The following is a 19,442-nucleotide window of genomic DNA, read 5'->3' as shown; positions in this document are numbered from 1 at the left end:
CCCACTGCTTCCAGGGTGGGACGGAACGGGGCATAGTGCAAGGAAGAGACGAGGGAGGCCACCGTGCCGACATCCCGGATCCTGCTGTGGAGCGGTCTCGCGGCGCTCGCCGGAGGGGCGGTGCTGTGCGTGCTCGGCTGGTACGGGATCTCCGGCGAGCGGTTCGCGGAGCGGCAGCTGCCCTATCTGGCCTCGTGCACGGTGCCGGGGGCGGCGCTGATCGTGGCGGGCGCGGTGTTCGTCGTGGCGGGCGCGGTGCTTCCCGTACCCCCTCGGGAGCGGCGGCGTCCGACGGCGCCGGAGGAGGACCAGGCGCCGTCCTCCGACGGTCCGCTCCTCCGGGTCCCCGAAGGGACGCTGGCGCACCGGCCGGACTGCCCCCTGGTGGCGGGCAAGCCGGAGGCCGTGGCGGTGGGAGGGGCCTCCCTGGCCCCCTGTCCGGTGTGTGAGCCGTGGCCTCCCTGACGTACGAGCTGACGGGCGCCGGCCTCGCGGTCGGCAGCGCCGCCGCGCTCACCGGCATCGGTCTGGTCGTCACCCACCGGGCGACGGGCGTGCTGAACCTGGCGCACGGCGCGGTGGCGATGATCTGCGGGTACGTGCTCCGCCAGCTGGTCGTCGTGTGGGGCTGGCCGCTGCCCGCGGGCGCCCTCGTCACGCTCCTCGTCGTCGCCCCCGGCATCGGGCTCGTCCTGGACCGGCTGGTGTTCCGCCCGCTGGCGCGGCGCGAGGCGAACCCGGCGCAGACCCTGGTGGCCTCCATCGGGGTCTTCGTGCTCCTGGTGGGCGCGGCGGTGGTCCTCTGGGGTCCGGGGGCGCGGGACGACGCTCCGGTCCTGCTCGGGGACGATCCCTGGGCCCAGCTGGCGACGGTGCTGGCGCTGGCCTGCCTGGTGGGGGCGGTGACCCGGTGGACCCGGTTCGGGCGGAAGCTGCGGGCGGTGGTCGACAACCGCCCGCTCGCCGTCCTTTCGGGCATCGACGCGGACCGGGTCGCGGCGGCGGGGTGGGTGTTCGGCGCGTTCACCGCCGGGCTCACGGGGGTGCTGCTCGCCCCGTACGTACGGCTCGACCCGTACGGGATGCCGCTGCTCGTCATGGAGGTGATCGCGGTCGCGGTCATCGCCCGGATGCGGTCGCTGCCGGTGGCCGTGGCCGCCGCGCTCGCGATCGGCGTGACCCAGGCCCAGCTGACCCGGCTGCATCCGGAGGGCTGGGCGGGCCCGCTGCTCCAGGCGGTCGGGGCGAACCTTTTCGTGGTGGCGCTGCTGGTCGCCGCGCTCGTCCTGCCGGGGATCGGCGGGAAGGGCCGGGACGCGCTGCCGCCGCCGGCGCGGTCGGGCCGGGTGCCGGGGAGCGTGTGGCCGGTGGTGGTGATCCTGTTCCTCCTGCCGCTCGGCTTCGCGGGCTCCGACCTGCACACGGCCGTCCAGGTCCCGGCGCTGTCGGTGATCCTCCTCTCACTGGTCGTGGTGGCGGGGCGGGGCGGCCAGATCGCGCTGGGGCAGGCGGCGTACGCGGGTCTGGGCGCCCTGTTCACCGCGCTGCTCACCGCCCGGGGGGTGCCGGGTCTGGCGGCGCTCGGCCTGGCGGTGCCGCTGGTGGCCGCGGCCGGCCTCCTGACGGGCGGACCGGCGATCCGCCGCCACGGGCTCGCCCTGGCGCTGGTGACGCTGGCGACCGGGGTGGCGGTGAGCCGCTTCGTCCTCACCCAGCCGTACGCGACGGCGGACCTGTCCCTGGGGCGCCCCGCGGGATTCGCCGACGACCGCGCCTTCTACGCCCTCGAACTCGTCGTCCTCGCGGGCTGCCTCGCCCTGGTGGCGGCCCTGCGCCGGGGCCGTACGGGCCGGGGGCTCGCCGCGCTGCGGGACCACGAGCCGGGCGCGGAGGCGGCGGGCGTCCCGGTGCCCCGCCTGAAGCTCCTCGCCTTCGTCCTGGGCGCGGCCCTGGCGGCCCTCGGCGGCGGCCTTCTGGGCATGGGCGGGCGGGCCTTCGACCCGGAGGCGTACGACCCGGTGCGGGGCCTGCTCTGGTTCGCGGCGGTCCTGGTCCTGGGCGCCGACAGCCTGCTGACCCCGCTGGTGGCGGCGGCCCTCCTGACCACGCTGGACGCGGGCCCGCACGCCGGCGTGGCGGCCCTCGTCCTGGGTCTCCTGGCCGCCTTCACGGCCCGGGTCCCGCCGCTGACGGAGCTGCTGCCCGGCGGGGGTGCGGGCGGTACGGCCGCGGCTGCGCGTGGGGGCGGCGGTCCCACCGACGGGCCCCTCGTCCGGCACACCGAACGGCCAGGACGTACCGGAGTCACGCGGCGGCGCCCGCCCGCCCCCGCCGCCGCCCCCGCTCCCCGCCTCCGTGCCCGCGAGCTCACCCTGGTCCACCCCGGAGGCGTCACCGCCCTCGATCGCGTCTCCCTCGCCCTCTCCCCCGGCCGGGTCACCGCCCTCGTCGGCCCCAACGGCGCCGGCAAGAGCACCCTCTTCGACTGTCTCGCCGGGACCCTGCGGCCCCACCACGGCCGGATCACCCTCGACGGCGCCGACATCACCTCCCGCTCCGCCCACGCCCGCACCAGACTCGGCATCGCCCGCACCTTCCAGCGGCTCGCCGTCTTCCCCACCCTCACCGTCGAGGAGAACGTCCGCGTCGGCGAGGAGCGGGGACACGTCCCCCGGGACCCCGCCGCCGTCGAGCGGAGCCTGCGCCTCCTCGGGCTCGCCGGACCCGTACGGCACGCGCGCGCGGCCGACCTGCCCACCGGGACCCTGCGCCGGGTGGAGCTCGCCCGCGCGCTCGCGGGCCGGCCGCACACCCTGCTGCTCGACGAACCCGCCGCCGGTCTCGACGCCGCCGAGACCGCCGCGCTCGCCCGGGTCCTCACCGCGCTCGCCGCCGACGGCCTGACCGTGCTGGTCGTCGAGCACGACCCGGACCTCGTCGCGGGCATCGCCCACACCGTGCACACCATGGAGGGCGGCCGGATCGTGTCATGAGCGTCGAGATCGCCCTGCGCGCCGCACGGGTCCGCTACGGCCCCCTGGAGGCCCTGCACGGCCTGGACCTGCCCGTCCCGGCCGGCACGGTCACCGTTCTCCTGGGACGCAACGGCTCGGGCCGTACGACGGCGCTGCGCGCGCTCGCGGGCACGGTACGGCTCTCCGCAGGCCGGGTCGTGTGGCGCGGCGCCGATGTCACCCGTCTCCCGGCCCACGCGCGCGTGCGGCGCGGGCTGTGCTTCGTACCGGACCTGGAGGCGGTGTACCCGAGCCTGACCGTCGCCGAGAACCTCGCCCTCACCGCACCCGGCGCCACCGCCCCGTACCCGGAACTCGTCCCTCTCCTCGGCCGGGCCGCCGGAACCCTCTCCGGCGGGGAGCGCCGGATGCTGGCCCTCTCCCGCGCGCTGCTCGCGCCACGCGCGCGCGTGGTGCTGGTCGACGAGCCGTCGCTCGGCCTGGCCCCGCCGGTCGCGGCCCGGACGTACCGGGGTCTCGTGGCGCTCGCCGTGACGGGCGGCGCGGCGGTGGTCCTGGCCGAGCAGCGCGTACCGCGCGGGCTGCCGCCCGGGACGCTCGTGCACGAGTTGCGGCGCGGCTCCCTCGCGTTCAGCGGGGAGCCGGCCGAACTCGGCTGACCGGCGGGAGTGACCTCACAGCGGGTCGAAGCGCAGCATCGTCCCGACGACGACCCGGTTCGGATCGGGCCCGATCAGGTTCCGGTTCGCCGCGTACAGGGCCTGCCAGCCGCCCTTGACGCCGAAGCGGCGGGCGATCGAGCTGAGGGTGTCGCCGGGCTGCACGGTGTGGACGCGCCCGCTCAGGCCGTACCGCTTCGAGCAGACGGGCCAGGCCCCCCAGCCCTGGGTGCGGAGCACCTCCTCGGCGACGGTGATCTGCTGCGGCCGGGTCGCCAGGTCGGCGCGCCGGGCGAACTTCAGTCCGCCGTGCTCGACCCAGGTCGGGTGCCAGAACTGGAGGCCGCCGTAGAAGCCGTTGCCGGAGTTGACGTGCCAGTCGCCGCTGCTCTCGCACTCCGCGACGCAGCCCCAGGGCCACTGGTCGGCCGCGCAGGGGTACGAGGGCACGGCGGCAGCCGCCCGAAGCCCCTCGGAGACGTCCCGCAGCACCGTGGACGCGTCCCGCGACCCGGCGGCGGACGTGTCGGACTCCTCCCGGGCCACGGCGGGCGCCGGGGCGGCCAGGGCCAGCAGCACGGCCGCCGACGACGCCACGAGGGAACCGGCTGTCCACAATCGGATCTTCGACATCGGGGCAGGCTAGGCAGCCCCCCGACGGCCCCGGACCGTGCCGCGCGGAACACTGTTCACATGCCACCCGGTCGGAGTCACGGCCTCTGACGGGCCCCGCCGCACAAGCCGGTGGCAAGTTGCCTCGCTTCCACGCGTGACCCCGGCCGAGCCTGACCCGTTGAACTCGGCATGAGACGCCCGGGAACGGCCCGGCGTCCCCCCGTACCGAGTCCAGGGAGCCCCCGTGCCGCGCATGCTCGACGTCAGCGAGGACGTACGCGCCGAGATCGGCGACGAAGAAGCGGACCGGCTGCTCGCCGGCGACCACGCCCCGGGCAGCTACGACTGCACCTCATGCCGCACGCCGGGGGATTCCGAGCAGGAGCGCACCAGCACGGTGCTGTTCGTCGGCGACGAGACCGCGGTCCTCGCGTTCGCCCACGCCAGTTGCATCCCGTCGCAGGTCGTCCGGGTCGCCGAGGAGCAGCTCCAGGGCGCCGTCGCCTCCATCACGGCGGCGGACACCGCCGACGCGCTCACCGCCGCCCACCCCGAGCAGGCCGTGCTGGGTGTCACCAGCGGCCTCGTCCTGATCCAGGGCGAGCTGCACCCGGCGCTGGTCGTGGAGCCCACCGCCCCGGTGTCCCGCCCGGGTACGGACGCCCTCACCGACGAGTTCCTGCCGCTCCTTGCCGAGCAGGGCTTCCACCAGGTCATGGACCTCGAACAGAAGCCGGCGGCGCTCCCGGGCTGGTCGGTCCTGGTCGCCATGGGGCAGCTGCACTCGGTGCTCCAGCCGGGTCCCGGGGGCGCCGGGCAGGCCGCCTGGTGGCAGGCGCATCAGCCGCTCCAGGTCACCGAGGGCTGGCGCGCGGCGGCCAACAAGTCGCACATGGTGCTGGTCTTCGCGGCCCCGGTGGGCTCGATCGGCCAGCAGCCGCGCGAGGACCTGCTGCGCGACGCGCTGGAGAAGGCCGCCGCGAACGGCCGCCTGGTCGCCGCCGCGATGCCGCTGGCCGGTACCTGATGGAGGACGGCCGCCCGGGCATAAGGCGGGCCCGGATCACCGGCGTACCTCCCGGTACCCCGGCATCGGCCGCGGGGCCCGGCGGGGCCGGGGCTCCGAGGGTGCCGCGGCCGAGGTCGGCGCCGCTTTCGGAGAGCCGCCCGCATCCGACGGGCGGCGGGGTCGTTGGCACCTACGTGCACTCATACGACCCCTTCCTCCCCCCGCATCCGAGTCAGATCCCTGCGATGCGCCCCGCGCGGGACGTCACGGCGGGCTCGCCCACGCCGATCTACGACGCCCTGTACTCGGAGTACCGCAGGTCGTTCCGCACGCTGCCGGGTGACCGCAGCGGCGAGGAGGAACTGAGCTTCCGGGCCTTCGGCACGGCGTCGAGCACGGGGGTCTACGGGAACGGGCAGGGCCACCGGTACGCGGGCGCGTACCCGACGGCCTGGTCGGCGCGGCACTCCCCCACGCAGGTGGCGCTGCCGCCGGGGCCCCGCAAGAGCCTCTAGCGGCACCCCCGGGGGGGGTACGAACGGCGGAGGGCCGGGGCGCGATCGCCCCGGCCCTCCGCCGTTCGTCACCTCGTGGGTGCCACCTCGTGCGTGCTACTTCTTGCGGCTACGCTTCTCGCGCACGCGGACCGAGATGTGGATCGGGGTGCCCTCGAAGCCGAACTCCTCGCGGAGGCGGCGCTCGATGAAGCGGCGGTAGCCGGCCTCGAGGAAGCCCGAGGCGAAGAGCACGAAGCGGGGCGGCTTGGTGCCGGCCTGCGTACCGAAGAGGATGCGGGGCTGCTTGCCGCCACGGATCGGGTGCGGGTGGGCCGCGACGATCTCACCGAGGAAGGCGTTCAGCCGGCCGGTGGGGACGCGGGTCTCCCAGCCGGCGAGGGCGGTCTCGATGGCCGGGACCAGCTTCTCCATGTGACGGCCGGTCTTGGCGGAGACATTGACCCGGGGCGCCCAGGAGACCTGCTGCATCTCGGTCTCGATCTCGCGCTCGAGGTAGTAGCGGCGCTCCTCGTCGAGCTCGTCCCACTTGTTGTAGGCGATGACGATGGCGCGGCCCGACTCGACCGCCGTCGTGATGATGCGCTGGTCCTGGACCGAGATGTTGTCGGTGGTGTCGATGAGGATGACGGCCACCTCCGCCTTCTCGATCGCGGCCGCGGTCCGCAGGGAGGCGTAGTAGTCCGCGCCCTCCTGGAGGTGGACCTTCTTGCGGATGCCGGCCGTGTCGACGAACTTCCACGTCACGCCGCCGAGCTCGATCAGCTCGTCGACCGGGTCGCGGGTGGTGCCGGCCAGCTCGTTGACGACGACGCGTTCCTCGTTGGCGACCTTGTTCAGGAGCGAGGACTTGCCGACGTTCGGGCGGCCGATGAGGGCGATGCGGCGCGGGCCGCCGACGGCGTTGCCGAAGCGCTGCTCGGGGGCCTCGGGCAGCTTCTTCAGGACCTCGTCGAGGAGGTCGCCGGTGCCGCGGCCGTGCAGCGAGGAGACGGGGAACGGCTCGCCGAGGCCCAGCGACCACAGCACGGTGGCGTCGGCCTCGCCGGACTGGCCGTCGACCTTGTTGGCGGCGAGGACGACCGGCTTGCCGGCGCGGCGCAGCAGCTTGACGACGGCCTCGTCGGTGTCGGTGGCGCCGACGGTGGCGTCCACGACGAAGAGGCAGGCGTCGGCGGCCTCGATGGCGTACTCGGCCTGGGCGGCGACGGAGGCGTCGATGCCGAGGACGTCCTGCTCCCAGCCGCCGGTGTCGACGACCTTGAAGCGGCGCCCGGCCCATTCGGCCTCGTAGGTGACGCGGTCGCGGGTGACGCCCGGCTTGTCCTCGACGACGGCCTCGCGGCGGCCGATGATGCGGTTCACCAGGGTCGACTTGCCGACGTTCGGGCGGCCGACGACGGCGAGGACGGGAAGCGGGCCGTGGCCGGCCTCCTCGATGGCGCCCTCGACCTCTTCGACGTCGAAGCCCTCTTCGGAGGCGAGCTCCATGAACTCCGCGTACTCGGCGTCGCCAAGTGCCCCGTGGTCGTGCTGGTCGTTCATGAAGTCCGTTCCTTGATCATTCGTGGTCGGTGGGTCCCCGGGCCGCGGGGCCCACTACTGGGAGTCTCGCTCAGCGCCCGGTGAGGCGCCTGGCGTTTTCCAGGTGCTCGGTGAGCTTGCCCTGGATCCGTACGGTGGCCTCGTCCAGTGCCTTGCGGGTGCGGCGGCCCGAGCCGTCGCCCGCCTCGAAGGCGTCCCCGAAGACGACGTCGACCCGGCCGCGCAGCGGAGGCAGCGCCTTGACCAGCCGTCCGCGGCGCTCGGTGCTGCCCAGGACGGCGACCGGGACGATCGGCGCGCCGCTGCGGACGGCGAAGTAGGCCAGGCCCGCGCGGAGCGAGGCGAAGTCTCCGTCGCCCCGGGTGCCCTCGGGGAAGATCCCGAGGACGCCGCCCTGCTCCAGGACGCCCAGCGCGTTGCCTATCGCGTTGCGGTCGGTGCCGTCGCGGTCGACCTTGACCTGCCCGATGCCCTCCAGGAAGGGCCCCAGCGGTCCGATGAACGCTTCCTTCTTGATGAGGAAGTGCACGGGGCGCGGGGCGGTGCCCATGAGCATGGGGCCGTCGATGTTGTGCGCGTGGTTCACGGCGAGGATGGCGGGACCGGAGGCCGGCACCCGCCAGGCGCCGAGGACGCGCGGCTTCCAGAAACCGTACATCAGGCCGATGCCGATGCGGCGGCCGACGACGGCGCCCTTCGCGGAGGGCAGGGTCACTTGGCGGCCACCCGCCGCTCGTCCACCAGGGTGACCACGCACTCGATGACCTGGTCCAGGGTGAGGTCCGTGGTGTCGACCTCGAAGGCGTCGTCGGCCTTGGCGAGCGGGGAGGTCTTACGGCTGGAGTCGGCCGTGTCCCGCTTGATCAGGGCTTCCTTCGTCGCGTGGACGTCGACGCCCTTGAGCTCGCCGGAGCGGCGGGCGGCACGGGCCTCGGGCGAGGCGGTGAGGAAGATCTTGAGGTCGGCGTCGGGCAGGACCGTGGTGCCGATGTCCCGGCCCTCGACGACGATGCCGTTCTCGGCGCCGCGGGCGATGGACCGCTGGAGTTCCGTGATCAGGCTCCGCACCTCGGGGACGGCGCTGACGGCGCTGACCTTGGAGGTGACCTCTTCGGTACGGATGGGGCCGGCCGCGTCCGCGCCGTCGACGGTGATGGTCGGCCTGGCCGGGTCCGTACCGGAGACGATGACCGGCTTGGCGGCGGCGTTGGCCACGGCGTCGGCGTCGGCGACGTCCACACCGTTGCTGATCATCCACCAGGTGATCGCCCGGTACTGGGCGCCGGTGTCGAGGTAGCTCAGCCCCAGCTTGGCGGCGACCGCCTTCGAGGTGCTGGACTTGCCCGTGCCGGAGGGCCCGTCGATGGCGACGATCACGGATTCCACGGTGGGAACACCTTCCTGGGGTGTGCGGCGGGCCCGGCGGGACGCGGGGACCCCCACAAGGTTACCGAGTCCACGGCACCCGTTCGGCCCCGCCCGCACGGGCGGGGACGCGACGGCGGGGCGGCGCGCGCGACGCGGGGGCTCCGCGGCATGGCCGCGCCCGCGACGGGCGGGCCGCCGCCCCCTCACGTCGTGCGCAGCGACCAGCCCCGTTCCTGCAGCGCCGCCCCCAGCACCGGCGCCGCCGACGGCTCCACCATCAGCTGGACCAGACCCGCCTGCTGCCCCGTCGCGTGCTCGATGCGGACGTCCTCGACGTTGACCCCCGCGCGCCCCGCGTCCGCGAAGATGCGGGCCAGCTCGCCCGGCCGGTCGCTGATGAGGACGGCGACGGTCTCGTAGACGGTGGGGGCGGCGCCGTGCTTGCCGGGGACGCGCGCCCGCCCCGCGTTGCCGCGCCGCAGGACGTCCTCGACGCCCGAGACGCCGTCCCGCCGCTTGTCCTCGTCGGCGGACTGGAGGGACCGCAGCGCCCGCACGGTCTCGTCGAGGTCGGCGGCGACACCGGAGAGCACGTCGGCGACGGGCCCCGGGTTGGCGGAGAGGATGTCGATCCACATGCGCGGGTCGGAGGCCGCGATCCGGGTCACGTCACGGATGCCCTGCCCGCAGAGCCGTACGGCGGACTCCTCGGCCTCCTCCAGCCGCGCGGCGACCATGGAGGACACCAGCTGCGGGGTGTGGGAGACCAGGGCGACCGCCCGGTCGTGGGCGTCGGCGTCCATGACGACGGGGACGGCCCGGCAGAGCGCGACGAGTTCCAGGGCGAGGTTGAGGACCTCGGTGTCGGTGTCCCGGGTCGGGGTGAGGACCCAGGGCCGGCCCTCGAAGAGGTCGGCGGTGGCCGCGAGGGGGCCGGAGCGTTCCTTGCCGGCCATGGGGTGCGTACCGATGTACGCGGAGAGGTCGAGGCCCCGCGCCTCCAGGTCGCGCTTCGGGCCGCCCTTGACGCTGGCCACGTCCAGGTAGCCGCGACCCAGCCCGGCGCTCATGGCCTCGGCGAGGGTGCCGGCCACGTGCGCGGGGGGCACGGCGACGATGACGAGGTCGACAGGGCCCTCGGGGGCCTCGTCGGTGCCGGCGCCGAGCGCGGCGGCCGTGCGGGCGCGCCCCGCGTCGTGGTCGCGGAGGTGGACGGTGACGCCCCGGCCCGCGAGGGCGATCGCGGCGGAGGTGCCGATCAGTCCGGTGCCGATGACGAGCGCTGTTCTCACTGGGCGATGTCCTTGCGCAGGGCGGCCGCGGCGCCGAGGTAGACGTGCGCGATCCGGGACTTGGGCAGTTCGGTCTCGATATGGGCGAGGAGCCGGACGACCCTGGGCATCGCGCCTTCGATGTCGAGTTCCTGTGCGCAGATCAGGGGCACGTCGACGATCCCCAGGTCACGCGCGGCGGCGGCGGGGAAGTCGCTGTGCAGGTCGGGCGTGGCCGTGAACCAGATGCTGATGAGGTCGTCGGCGGTGAGCCCGTTGCGTCCGAGGACGGCGGTGAGCAGCTCCTCGACCTGCTCGCGCATGTGCCCGGCCTCGTCCCGCTCCAGCTGGACGGCTCCTCGGACCGCTCGTACCGCCACGTCGTGCTCCTTCGCCTGCGTCAGTGCTCCGTTCAGCCTAGTCAGCGCCGGGGAGGACGTGTCGCGGCGCCCGCCCTCCGAGACGGAGGGCGGGCGCCCCGGACGGCCGGAGCCGCTGCCGCCTCATGACGGTCAGAGCTGCTGCTGACGGATCAGGTCCTCCAGGGAGCCCTGGGGCACCGAGCCGTTCGGGGTCAGCTTGTCGACTGCCTGCGGCAGCGACCGCGCGATCTGGTCGGCGGCCTCCTGCGGGCTGACCCCGGCGTCCTGGGCGACCTTCCGGAGGGTGTCGTCGGGGAGCGCCTCGGCGATCTGGGCGCCGTCCACGGGCTGGTTCCGGCCGGTGCCGACCCAGGACTGGGCCTGGTCGGCGAGGCCGGACCTGGTGAGCATGTCGACAAGTCCGCCGAGCGGGTTCGAGCCGTTGCCTGCGGCGCCCGCGCCCTTGCCACCGGCGAGGGCGCCGAGCAGGGAGCCGAGGATGCCGCCGGCGCCGCCGCTCTGGGCGCCGGAGCCTCCGAGGAGGCCGCCGAGGAGACTGCCTAGGTCGTCGCCCGCCATGGTCCTGCCTTTCGTCCGGTACGGAAACACGCCCAATGTCACCCGAACCGCCCTGCTCCGCCACTTGGGGTAAGGACGGCCGTACCCGCCTCGCGCGGTAGAACTGTCGACATGTTGCTGCACGTCGTACCGCTCGCCGACTGGTCGGCCTCCCCGGACGCCCCCTACGCCCCCGCGTCCCTCGCCGCCGAGGGCTTCGTCCACTGCTCCCCGGACGAGTCCGGGGCCCTCGCGATCGCCGACGCCCACTACCGGGACGTGGCGGGTCCGCTCCTGGTGCTCGTCGTTCGACGAGGCCCGGCTCTCCGGCGAGGTCCGCCACGAGGGTTCGGGGGGTGCGCTCTTCCCCCATGTGTACGGGCCGATCGAACGGGACGCGGTGACCTCGGCCCTGGAGGTACGGCGGGACGCGGACGGCCGGGCGAGGGAGCTGGCCCCCTGGGCGTAGGACCGGGTCCGGAATGTCCCGCCCGGCCCGCGCGGCGTGTTGCGGGACCCGGCCGCGGCACGGCGCCAAGCTGGGCCGTACGACTTCACGCGCCACGAACCGCCGTACGGTCCTGATCGCCTCCACCGCGGCCCTGACGGCGGGCTGCGGCGGGGGCGACGGCGGTACGGGCACCGCGAGCGCGGATCCGAGCGGCACCGCGTCCTCCGCCCGGACCTCCCTGGCCAGGACCTCCGACATCCCGGTCGGCGGCGGCACGGTCTTCGCGCACGAGAAGGTCGTCGTCACGCAGCCGACGGCCGGGGAGTTCAAGGCGTTCTCCGCGGTCTGCACCCACCAGGGCTGCCTGGTGAACAAGGTCGCGGACGGCACCATCGACTGTCCCTGCCACGGCTCGAAGTACCGGGTCGCCGACGGCGCGGTGGCGGCGGGTCCGGCTCCCCGTTCGCTGCCGGCCCAGCGGATCACCGTCTCGGGGGAAACGATCACCCTCGCGTAACCTGCCCGGCATGACTCCGGACGAGCTGGTGCGCGAGCACACGATCTACTCCTGTGTGATGGGCTCGCGCGCCTTCGGCCTCGCGACCGAGGACAGCGACACGGACGTCCGGGGCGTGTACCTGGCCCCGACGCCGCTGTTCTGGCACTTCGACAAGCCCCCGGCGCATGTGGAGGGGCCCGGCGAGGAGCAGTTCAGCTGGGAGCTGGAACGCTTCTGCGAGCTGGCCCTGCGCAACAACCCGAACGTCCTGGAGTGCCTCCACTCCCCCCTCGTCCGGCACGCCGACGAACTGGGCCGCGAGCTGCTCTCGCTGCGCGGCGCCTTCCTGTCCCGGCGGGCCCACCAGACCTTCGTCCGGTACGCGGGCGGCCAGCGCCGCAAGCTGGAGGCGGACGTACGCCAGTACGGCCACCCGCGCTGGAAGCACGCCATGCACCTGCTGCGCCTCCTGACCAGCTGCCGGGACCTGCTCCGCACGGGCGAGCTGCGGATCGACGTCGGCGAGGAGCGCGACCGGTTCCTCGCGGTCAAGCGCGGCGAGGCGACCTGGCCCGAGGTCGAATCCTGGATGAACCGCCTCCACGAGGAGGCCGACCGCGCCCACGACACGACCCCCCTCCCGGAAACCCCGGACCACGCGCGCGTACAGGACTTCCTGATCCACGCCCGCCGCACCTCGGCCCTGGACGCACTTCCCTAGCGGGCCGTCACCCGGGCCCGGCCACGACGGCGGAGATGTCCGCGCCCGGGGAGAGGCCGAGAGTGAGCGTCATGGGTCAAGCGTCCCAGAGGGCACCGAAGGTCAGCAGGTCGCTCCGGTACTCGATGCGTTCCTCCCATTCCTTCGGCCAGGCCGCGGCCCCGAGGTGGGCTCCGGCGAAGGCGCCCGCCAGGGCGGCGATCGAGTCGGAGTCGCCGCGGGTGCAGGCCGCGCGGCGCAGGGCGGTGAGGGGCTCCTCGGGGAAGAGCAGGAAGCAGAGCAGGCCGGTCGCGAGGGCCTCCTCGGCGATCCAGCCGTCGCCGGTGTACTCGCAGGGGTCGAGCTCCGGGTCGGCCGTGCGCTGGACGGCGTCCAGCCGCTCGAGGACCGCCAGGCACTCGTCCCAGCCCCGCCGGATGAAGGAGAGGGCCGAGGGGTCCTGGGAGCGGGTCCACAGGTCGCCGAGCCAGTGCTCGTGGTAGCGGTCGCGGTTCTCGTACGCGTACGAGCGGAGCTGTCCGACGAGCCCGGCCGGGTCCACGCCCCGCGCGAGCAGGTACACCGCGCGGGCGGTGAGGTCGGAGGCGGCGAGCGCGGTGGGGTGACCGTGGGTCAGGCCGGACTGGAGCTGCGCGGCGCCCGCCCGCTGCTCGTCGCTGAGTCCGGGCACGAGCCCGATGGGCGCGACCCGCATGTTGGCACCGCAGCCCTTGGAGTGGATCTGGCTGGCGTCCTGCCAGAGCCGGTCCGTCGTCAGCAGCTGACAGGCGACCAGGCAGGTGCGCCCGGGGGCGCGGTTGTTCTCCGGTGAGTGGTACCAGTCGACGAACTCGTCGCGGACGGGCCTGGCGAGCCGCAGCGGGGCGAGCACACCCCGGTCCATGGCCGTGCGGATGCCCCGGGCGAAGGCGAGGGTCATCTGGGTGTCGTCGGTGACGTACGCCTTCCCCCCGCTGACGGGCAGAGCCATCGTCCGCCAGGGGCCGACCTTGGCGAGGATCGCCGGCACGTCGTTGAACTCGGTCGGGAATCCCAGCGCGTCGCCGAGTGCCAGTCCGATCAGGGAGCCGGTCGCGGCCTGCTTGGTGGCGGGGTGCGCGAGGTTCATGCGGGGCGTCCTTCCGGTCGCAGGAGGGGCGGGTGGAGGGTGGCGGCCCCGCCCGCCCGGTAGAGGGCGGCCGGTTTCCCCCGTCCGCCGGTGAGGCGCGGAGGTCCTTCCACGGCCTGGACGAAGCCGGGAGTGGTGAGGACCTTGCGCCGGAAGTTGGGGCGGTCGAGCGGGACGCCCCAGACCGTCTCGTAGACCTGCCGCAGCTCTCCGAGGGTGAACTCGGGCGGGCAGAAGGCGGTCGCGAGGCAGGTGTACTCCAGCTTGGCGCCGACCCGTTCACGGGCGTCGGCGAGGATGCGGTCGTGGTCGAAGGCGAGGCCCCTGACCGTGTCGTACGGCGTCCAGCGCGCCTGGGCCGCGTCGCCGCCGCCGCGCGGCTCGGGCAGGTCGGGTACGAGGGCGGCGAAGGCGACCGAGACGACCCGCATCCTCGGGTCACGGTCGGGTTCGCTGTAGGTGCGGAGCTGTTCGAGGTGGAGTCCGGCGACGGTGGCCTCGGAGAGCCCGGTCTCCTCGGCGAGTTCGCGGCGGGCGGCCCGCTCGGCGGACTCGTGGGGCAGGACGAATCCGCCGGGGAGCGCCCAGGCGCCGGCGTACGGTTCCTGGCCGCGTTCGACGAGGAGGACGTGGAGGCGTTCCTCGCGGACGGTGAGGACGGCGAGATCGACGGTGACGGCGAAGGGCTCGAAGGCGTACTTGTCGTACCCCTCGGGACTCGCGGCCGTCGGGGGCGAAGGGGCCGTCGGAGGCGAAGGGGCCGTCGGGGGCTTCGCGTCGGCGTTCATCGGCGTTCCGGCAGCGGGTCGGTGAAGCCCCAGCCCTCGGCGAGCAGCCCGTCGACGGCGGCGACGGCCGCCGCGAGCCGCTCCTCGTGGGGGCCGCTGAGAACGGCCGTCCGGCGGCCGGTGTGGGCGAGCTGGGTGAGGAAGCGCGCGGTCATCCAGGGGCGCAGATGCTCCCCGTCGCGGAGTCCGTCATCCTCGAAGTCGACGCCCCGGTGGTCGGTGAGCAGCCAGAGGTGCTGGCGGCCGTGAGCGGCGATCTCGCCGGTGGCGGTGCTGGCGGTGCCCATGTAGCGCTCGTGCCAGATGGTGGTGGCGAAGGCGTCGGTGTCGCAGAAGAGCACGGGTGAGCCGTCGCGGGCCGCCGCCTCCTCCAGTTCGGCCTGGCGCTGGGCGATGACGGGGAAGTCGGAGGAGTGGAAGGTGACGTCGGACCAGTCGGCGCCGGGGCGTTCGGCGCGGAGTTCGGCGAGTTTGAGTTCGCTGTACTCGCGGCCGTACTCCGGTACGTACCGGGTGCGGGCCCAGATCCCGCCGCGCCGCCGGTAGTGGTCGGCGAGGGCGAGGGCCATGGTGGTGGTGCCGGTGGACTCGGCGCCGAGGACGACGATCCGCCGGGTGAGCGCGGCCCGTACCGGGGCTTCGAGGAATCCCCAGCAGGCGACGGGGTCCGCGCGCACGGCGGTGCCGGAGACGGGGAAGCGGGTGCGGTCGGGGTCGACGCTGACGGACTCGGCGCCGAAACGGCGGCCGAGTTCGTCCCCGTACGGCTCCGAGGTGAAGACGGCGTCGACGCGTTCGGGCACTGCGGCCCGGAAGACGGCCATGTGGGCGGCCCAGACGTCGGGGTCGTGGAGGTCGACGGGGATGTCGTCGACGGCGCCGACGACGAGGGCGTCGGGGTGGATCTCGCGCATCCAGGCGACGCGTTCGTCGAGGGGTACGGATTCCACGGAGGAGGCGCAGACGAGGACGGTGAGGCGTTCGCAGCGCGCGCGGGCGGTCTCGACGAGATGGTGGTGGCCGGCGTGCGGCGGATAGAACTTGCCGAGGACCAGGCCGTGTCCGTAGCGCTTCACGCGGTCGCTCCCACCGGGAGGGCCCGGCGCACGGTGAGGTCCTTGGTCCAGCCGCGCAGGCCGAGGACGCAGAGGGTCATGAAGCCGACGTACAGCAGAGAGGTCAGGTACAGCTCCTTGTACGCGTACAGCGGTACGTAGACGAGGTCGGCGGCGATCCACAGCCACCAGGACTCCAGGCGCTTGCGGCACTGGCCGTAGGTCGCCATGAGGGAGAGCGCGGTCGTCAGGGCGTCCCAGAAGGGGACGGTGGAGTCGGTGACGCGGTCGAGCAGCAGGGTGAGCGCGAGGGTCCCCACCACCCCCGCCGCGAGCAGCCACGTCCACTCGGTGCGCGTGGTGCGGCGCACCGGGAGGGCGTCGGAGCCTGGTCCACCCCCGTGGGTCCAGGTCCACCAGCCGTACGCGGCGAGGGCGATGAAGACGATCTGGAGGCCGGCGTCGGCGTAGAGCCCCGCCTGCGTGAAGAGCAGGACGAAGAACAGGTTGTTGGCGATGCCGATGGGCCAGTTGGCCAGGTGCTGCCGGGCGACGAGCCAGACGCAGAGCGCGCCGCTGCCGAATCCGAGGACCTCGGTCCAGCTGACCGGGGTGTCCAGGACGGTGAAGAGCGGCTGTTGCAGGGGCTCCAGCATGCTTGCGAGGCTCACGCCCGCCTCCTTAAGAGTCATGTTGACTATAAAGGCGGCGGGCTCCGGCCACAAGACCGAAAACCCACGGGCGGCGGGGGCGAGAAGCCCCGGAGCCCCTGAGTCCCTGAGCCCCGGAGCACGAAGAAGCCCGTGACCACCGGGGCGGTCACGGGCTCCTCGCGTACGGCTTACGGCGTACGGCAGGCCTGGGCCTTACATGCCGACTTCCTTCATCAGCATGCCGACCTCCGTGTTGGTGAGGCGGCGCAGCCAGCCCGACTTCTGGTCGCCCAGACCGATCGGACCGAAGGCCGTGCGGACCAGCTTCTCGACCGGGAAGCCGGCCTCGGCCAGCATGCGGCGCACGATGTGCTTGCGGCCCTCGTGCAGCGTGACCTCGACCAGGTAGTTCTTGCCGGTCTGCTCGACCACGCGGAAGTGGTCGGCCTTGGCGTAGCCGTCCTCCAGCTGGATGCCGTCCTTGAGCCGCTTGCCGACCTCGCGGGGCAGCGGGCCGGTGATGGCGGCCAGGTAGGTCTTCTTCACGCCGTACTTCGGGTGCGTGAGGCGGTGGGCCAGCTCACCGTGGTTGGTGAGCAGGATGATGCCCTCGGTCTCCGTGTCGAGTCGGCCGACGTGGAAGAGCCGGGTCTCGCGGTTGTTGACGTAGTCGCCCAGGCACTGGCGGCCGTCCGGGTCCTCCATGGTGGAGACGACACCGGCCGGCTTGTTCAGCGCGAAGAACAGGTGCGACTGGGTGGCGACGGTCAGGCCGTCCACCTTGATCTCGTCCTTCTCCGGGTCGACGCGCTTGCCCTGCTCCAGGACGATCTCGCCGTTGACCTCGACGCGGGCCTGCTCGATCAGCTCCTCGCAGGCGCGCCGCGAGCCCATGCCGGCGCGGGCGAGGACCTTCTGCAGCCGCTCGCCCTCCTGCTCGGCGCCCGGGAATGTCTTCGGGGTCTTGATCTCCGGGCGGCCCTCGTACCGCTCCCGGTTACGCTGCTCGATCTTCGCCTCGAGCTCGCGCGAGCGGGCCGGCGCCTGCCGCTGGCCGTGCGGGCCGCGACGGGGCGGGGTGCCGCCCTGGGGGGACTTGGGGCCGCCCTTGGCGCCACCGCGGGCCGCGGAACCGCGGCCCTTCTTCGGGGCCTCCGCGGGCGGGCTCACGTCGTAGGCGCGCTCCTCGGGGCGAGGCCGGCGCGGGTTGCTCGGGCGCTTCTGGTCGTCACGACCTCCGCCCTGGTAGCCACCGCCACCGCCCTGGTAGCCGCCGCCACCACCGCTGCTGCCGCCCCGGTAACCACCACCGCCACCGCCACCGCTGCCGGAGCCGCTGCCGGAGCCGCCCCGGTAGCCGCCGCCGGAGCCGGAGCCGCCACCCGAGCCGCCCCGGTAACCACCACCGCCACCGCTGCCGGAGCCGCTGCCGGAGCCGCCCCGGTAGCCGCCACCGGAGCCGGAGCCGCCACCCGAGCCGCCCCGGTAGCCGCCACCGCCGCCGGCGCCGCCGCGGCCACCGCCGCCGCTGCCACCACGGCTGCCGCCGCCGCTGCTGCCGCCGCGGCCGCCGCTGTTGCCACCACGGCTCCCGCCGTTGTTTCCGCTGCTGTTCCTGCCGCTGCTGCTTCGCATCAAACTTCCGTCTTGTCGTCGTCGTCCTCACGATCCGGTGCATCCGGATCGAACGACGGGACCCCTTCCAGCGAGTCCGGTTCGACCGCCTCCGCCTCGGGGAGGAAGGGCGCCAGCTCGGGGAGCTCGTCCAGGCCGCGCAGGCCCATCCGCTCCAGGAAGTAGTTCGTCGTCCTGTACAGGATCGCACCTGTTTCGGGTTCCGCGCCCGCCTCCTCCACCAGACCCCGCTGCAGGAGGGTCCGCATCACGCCGTCGCAGTTGACCCCGCGGACCGCCGAGACCCGGGAACGGCTGACCGGCTGGCGGTACGCGACCACCGCCAGCGTCTCCAGGGCCGCCTGGGTGAGCCGGGCCTGCTGGCCCTCCAGGACGAAGGCCTCGACGGCCGCGGCGTGCTCGGCGCGGGTGTAGTAGCGCCAGCCTCCGGCCACCCGCCGCAGCTCGAAGCCACGGCCCTGGACGGTGTACTCGTCGGCCAGCTCGCGCAGGGCGTCCGCGACCTCCCGGGGGGTCCGCTCAAGGACCTTGGCGAGGTGCGCCTCGGTGGCGGGCTCGTCGACGACCATCAGGACGGCTTCGAGGGCGGGCTTGAGGTCGCTCATGCGGGGGCCTCCTGGTCGAATTCGTCGGTCACGGACCCGGCCGGGTCCGTCTCCCCGCCGGTCCAGGAGACCGTGAGGTCCCCCAGGGCGGTCTCCTGGTCCAGGGCGACGACCTTCTCCCGGTAGAGCTCCAGGAGGGCGAGGAAGCGGGCCACCACGGTCAGCGTCTCGTCGCCGACGTCCTCGATCAGCTCGCGGAAGAGCGCCGTCCCGCGCTCGCGCAGCAGCGCGACGACCACGGCGGCCTGCTCGCGGACGCTGACGAGCGGGGCGTGGATGTGGTCGACGTACACCTGGGGCTCGGCCCTGGGCCGCATCGCCTTGACGGCCAGCTTCGCGAAGCCCTCGGCGCCGATGGAGATGACGACCTCGGGGAGCAGCTCGGCATGGTGCGGTTCGAGTCCGACGGTACGGGGGTGGCGGCGGCCCTCGGCCTCCCAGCGCTCCGCGAAGATCGCCGCGATCTTCTTGTACGCCCGGTACTGGAGGAGCCTCGCGAAGAGCAGGTCGCGGGCCTCCAGGAGGGCGAGGTCGGCCTCGTCCTCCACCTCGGCGGCGGGGAGCAGCCGGGCGGCCTTGAGGTCGAGGAGGGTGGCGGCGACGACAAGGAACTCGGTGGTCTGGTCGAGGTCGCCGTCGGGGCCGAGGGCGCGCAGGTGCGCCATGAACTCGTCGGTGACCTGGGAGAGGGCGACCTCGGTGACGTCGAGCTTGTGCTTGGTGATCAGCTGGAGGAGCAGATCGAAGGGCCCCTCGAAGTTCGCGAGCCGCACGGTGAACCGCCCACCGTCACCACCACCGGCCTCGGCTCCGTCACCGGCGGCCCCGGCTCCGTCACCGGCATCGCCGTGCCCGGCCCCGGCAGGCCCCGTACCGCCCTCACAGGCCTCCGTGCCGCTCTCTCCGGCCCCGGCGCCCCCGTCACCGCCCCGAAGGGCCCCGGAGCCGCCGGAGCGGCCCTCGCGGCCCTCGGAGAGGTCTTCCGGCCGGGCGGGCCCGGCCGGCGGGCCCTCGGGCCCGTCCTCCCTGCCCGGGCCCTCAGGCCCGTCA

At 74.0% G+C, this 19,442-nt stretch carries 21 protein-coding genes and 1 pseudogene; 8 read left to right on the top strand and 14 right to left on the bottom strand.

Annotated features, from left to right (window positions below; all coding sequences use genetic code 11):
- Positions 1 to 63: 63 nt before the first annotated feature.
- Genes ABT154_RS09905 through ABT154_RS09895 form a run of 3 tightly spaced genes read left to right on the top strand, consistent with a single transcriptional unit; the run spans position 64 to position 3,634 of the window.
- Positions 64 to 465, top strand: a complete 402-nt coding sequence (locus tag ABT154_RS09905) for a hypothetical protein (protein WP_351855206.1) — start codon at positions 64 to 66, stop codon at positions 463 to 465.
- A complete protein-coding gene (locus ABT154_RS09900; protein ID WP_351855203.1) occupies positions 453 to 2,993 on the top strand; it encodes an ABC transporter permease subunit in 2,541 nt (846 codons plus the stop codon). The genes ABT154_RS09905 and ABT154_RS09900 overlap by 13 nt, the downstream gene beginning before the upstream one ends.
- The gene (locus tag ABT154_RS09895; RefSeq protein ID WP_351855200.1) at positions 2,990 to 3,634 is read left to right on the top strand and encodes an ATP-binding cassette domain-containing protein; all 645 of its coding nucleotides are present in this window, start codon (positions 2,990 to 2,992) and stop codon (positions 3,632 to 3,634) included. The genes ABT154_RS09900 and ABT154_RS09895 overlap by 4 nt, the downstream gene beginning before the upstream one ends.
- A gap of 15 nt (positions 3,635 to 3,649) precedes the next feature.
- Here ABT154_RS09895 and ABT154_RS09890 read toward each other — a convergent pair whose 3' ends face one another.
- On the bottom strand, positions 3,650 to 4,267 hold the full coding sequence (locus tag ABT154_RS09890) for a LysM peptidoglycan-binding domain-containing protein (RefSeq protein ID WP_351855197.1): 618 nt from the start codon (positions 4,265 to 4,267) through the stop codon (positions 3,650 to 3,652).
- A 226-nt stretch (positions 4,268 to 4,493) separates the two neighbouring features.
- Between ABT154_RS09890 and ABT154_RS09885 the strand changes: the two genes are divergently transcribed.
- Both ABT154_RS09885 and ABT154_RS09880 read left to right on the top strand, forming a co-directional pair.
- On the top strand, positions 4,494 to 5,276 hold the full coding sequence (locus ABT154_RS09885; RefSeq protein ID WP_351855194.1) for a DUF8842 C-terminal domain-containing protein: 783 nt from the start codon (positions 4,494 to 4,496) through the stop codon (positions 5,274 to 5,276).
- A 227-nt stretch (positions 5,277 to 5,503) separates the two neighbouring features.
- On the top strand, positions 5,504 to 5,773 hold the full coding sequence (locus tag ABT154_RS09880; RefSeq protein WP_502969478.1) for a hypothetical protein: 270 nt from the start codon (positions 5,504 to 5,506) through the stop codon (positions 5,771 to 5,773).
- 96 nt (positions 5,774 to 5,869) lie between these two features.
- Here the strand turns inward: ABT154_RS09880 and der are convergent, their stop codons facing one another.
- From der to ABT154_RS09850, 6 genes are all read right to left on the bottom strand, one after another.
- Complete coding sequence (der, locus tag ABT154_RS09875; RefSeq protein ID WP_317875839.1) at positions 5,870 to 7,318, bottom strand: ribosome biogenesis GTPase Der; 1,449 nt, start codon at positions 7,316 to 7,318, stop codon at positions 5,870 to 5,872.
- 70 nt (positions 7,319 to 7,388) lie between these two features.
- A complete protein-coding gene (locus ABT154_RS09870; protein ID WP_351855188.1) occupies positions 7,389 to 8,033 on the bottom strand; it encodes a lysophospholipid acyltransferase family protein in 645 nt (214 codons plus the stop codon).
- The gene (gene cmk / locus ABT154_RS09865) at positions 8,030 to 8,704 is read right to left on the bottom strand and encodes a (d)CMP kinase (protein WP_502969477.1); all 675 of its coding nucleotides are present in this window, start codon (positions 8,702 to 8,704) and stop codon (positions 8,030 to 8,032) included. The genes ABT154_RS09870 and cmk overlap by 4 nt, the downstream gene beginning before the upstream one ends.
- 185 nt (positions 8,705 to 8,889) lie before the next feature.
- Positions 8,890 to 9,978, bottom strand: coding sequence for a prephenate dehydrogenase (locus tag ABT154_RS09860; protein ID WP_351855185.1), 1,089 nt, complete (start codon positions 9,976 to 9,978; stop codon positions 8,890 to 8,892).
- Positions 9,975 to 10,337, bottom strand: a complete 363-nt coding sequence (aroH, locus tag ABT154_RS09855) for a chorismate mutase (protein WP_317875842.1) — start codon at positions 10,335 to 10,337, stop codon at positions 9,975 to 9,977. The genes ABT154_RS09860 and aroH overlap by 4 nt, the downstream gene beginning before the upstream one ends.
- A 132-nt stretch (positions 10,338 to 10,469) precedes the next feature.
- Entirely contained in the window at positions 10,470 to 10,898 is a 429-nt protein-coding gene (locus ABT154_RS09850) for a YidB family protein (RefSeq protein WP_351855181.1), read from the bottom strand.
- Positions 10,899 to 11,009: 111 nt separating this feature from the next.
- On the opposite strand from ABT154_RS09850, the pseudogene ABT154_RS09845 reads away from it, so the two are divergent.
- The 3 genes and pseudogenes from ABT154_RS09845 (at position 11,010) to ABT154_RS09835 (ending at position 12,548) form a co-directional block, all read left to right on the top strand.
- Positions 11,010 to 11,346, top strand: a pseudogene (locus ABT154_RS09845) (DUF952 domain-containing protein).
- A 13-nt stretch (positions 11,347 to 11,359) separates the two neighbouring features.
- Positions 11,360 to 11,845, top strand: a complete 486-nt coding sequence (locus ABT154_RS09840) for a Rieske (2Fe-2S) protein (RefSeq protein WP_351855178.1) — start codon at positions 11,360 to 11,362, stop codon at positions 11,843 to 11,845.
- A 10-nt stretch (positions 11,846 to 11,855) separates the two neighbouring features.
- Entirely contained in the window at positions 11,856 to 12,548 is a 693-nt protein-coding gene (locus ABT154_RS09835) for a nucleotidyltransferase domain-containing protein (protein ID WP_351855176.1), read from the top strand.
- 76 nt (positions 12,549 to 12,624) lie between these two features.
- Here ABT154_RS09835 and ABT154_RS09830 read toward each other — a convergent pair whose 3' ends face one another.
- The 7 genes from ABT154_RS09830 to ABT154_RS09800 form a co-directional block, all read right to left on the bottom strand.
- Positions 12,625 to 13,656: an ADP-ribosylglycohydrolase family protein gene (locus ABT154_RS09830; RefSeq protein WP_351855173.1), complete on the bottom strand. Its 1,032-nt coding sequence runs from the start codon at positions 13,654 to 13,656 to the stop codon at positions 12,625 to 12,627.
- Positions 13,653 to 14,444 (bottom strand): NUDIX hydrolase, encoded by a 792-nt coding sequence (locus ABT154_RS09825; RefSeq protein ID WP_351855170.1) that lies wholly within the window; start codon positions 14,442 to 14,444, stop codon positions 13,653 to 13,655. Before ABT154_RS09825 ends, ABT154_RS09830 begins: the two co-directional genes overlap by 4 nt.
- Positions 14,441 to 15,520: an AAA family ATPase gene (locus ABT154_RS09820; protein WP_351855167.1), complete on the bottom strand. Its 1,080-nt coding sequence runs from the start codon at positions 15,518 to 15,520 to the stop codon at positions 14,441 to 14,443. Before ABT154_RS09820 ends, ABT154_RS09825 begins: the two co-directional genes overlap by 4 nt.
- Positions 15,517 to 16,170, bottom strand: a complete 654-nt coding sequence (gene pnuC / locus ABT154_RS09815) for a nicotinamide riboside transporter PnuC (RefSeq protein WP_351855164.1) — start codon at positions 16,168 to 16,170, stop codon at positions 15,517 to 15,519. The genes ABT154_RS09820 and pnuC overlap by 4 nt, the downstream gene beginning before the upstream one ends.
- Before the next feature lie 195 nt (positions 16,171 to 16,365).
- On the bottom strand, positions 16,366 to 17,787 hold the full coding sequence (locus ABT154_RS09810; protein ID WP_351855161.1) for a pseudouridine synthase: 1,422 nt from the start codon (positions 17,785 to 17,787) through the stop codon (positions 16,366 to 16,368).
- Positions 17,787 to 18,392 (bottom strand): SMC-Scp complex subunit ScpB, encoded by a 606-nt coding sequence (scpB, locus tag ABT154_RS09805; protein ID WP_351855158.1) that lies wholly within the window; start codon positions 18,390 to 18,392, stop codon positions 17,787 to 17,789. The genes ABT154_RS09810 and scpB overlap by 1 nt, the downstream gene beginning before the upstream one ends.
- Positions 18,389 to 19,165, bottom strand: a complete 777-nt coding sequence (locus ABT154_RS09800) for a segregation and condensation protein A (protein WP_502969476.1) — start codon at positions 19,163 to 19,165, stop codon at positions 18,389 to 18,391. The genes scpB and ABT154_RS09800 overlap by 4 nt, the downstream gene beginning before the upstream one ends.
- Between the last annotated feature and the right edge of the window lie 277 nt (positions 19,166 to 19,442).

It is taken from the genome of Streptomyces sp. NPDC001728, assembly GCF_040297565.1.
Taxonomy (GTDB): domain Bacteria; phylum Actinomycetota; class Actinomycetes; order Streptomycetales; family Streptomycetaceae; genus Streptomyces.
This window is presented reverse-complemented; position numbering and strand designations above follow the sequence as displayed.

What these genes read in the sequence shown, in the direction of transcription:
- ABT154_RS09895 (WP_351855200.1), top strand. Translation starts at nt 2,990, where the DNA reads ATGAGCGTCGAGATCGCCCTGCGCGCCGCACGGGTCCGCTACGGCCCC.
- ABT154_RS09825 (WP_351855170.1), bottom strand. Translation starts at nt 14,444, where the DNA reads ATGAACGCCGACGCGAAGCCCCCGACGGCCCCTTCGCCTCCGACGGCC.
- ABT154_RS09880 (WP_502969478.1), top strand. Translation starts at nt 5,504, where the DNA reads ATGCGCCCCGCGCGGGACGTCACGGCGGGCTCGCCCACGCCGATCTAC.
- ABT154_RS09830 (WP_351855173.1), bottom strand. Translation starts at nt 13,656, where the DNA reads ATGAACCTCGCGCACCCCGCCACCAAGCAGGCCGCGACCGGCTCCCTG.
- der (WP_317875839.1), bottom strand. Translation starts at nt 7,318, where the DNA reads ATGAACGACCAGCACGACCACGGGGCACTTGGCGACGCCGAGTACGCG.
- ABT154_RS09810 (WP_351855161.1), bottom strand. Translation starts at nt 17,787, where the DNA reads ATGCGAAGCAGCAGCGGCAGGAACAGCAGCGGAAACAACGGCGGGAGC.
- ABT154_RS09840 (WP_351855178.1), top strand. Translation starts at nt 11,360, where the DNA reads ATGTCCCGCCCGGCCCGCGCGGCGTGTTGCGGGACCCGGCCGCGGCAC.
- scpB (WP_351855158.1), bottom strand. Translation starts at nt 18,392, where the DNA reads ATGAGCGACCTCAAGCCCGCCCTCGAAGCCGTCCTGATGGTCGTCGAC.
- ABT154_RS09835 (WP_351855176.1), top strand. Translation starts at nt 11,856, where the DNA reads ATGACTCCGGACGAGCTGGTGCGCGAGCACACGATCTACTCCTGTGTG.
- ABT154_RS09850 (WP_351855181.1), bottom strand. Translation starts at nt 10,898, where the DNA reads ATGGCGGGCGACGACCTAGGCAGTCTCCTCGGCGGCCTCCTCGGAGGC.
- ABT154_RS09890 (WP_351855197.1), bottom strand. Translation starts at nt 4,267, where the DNA reads ATGTCGAAGATCCGATTGTGGACAGCCGGTTCCCTCGTGGCGTCGTCG.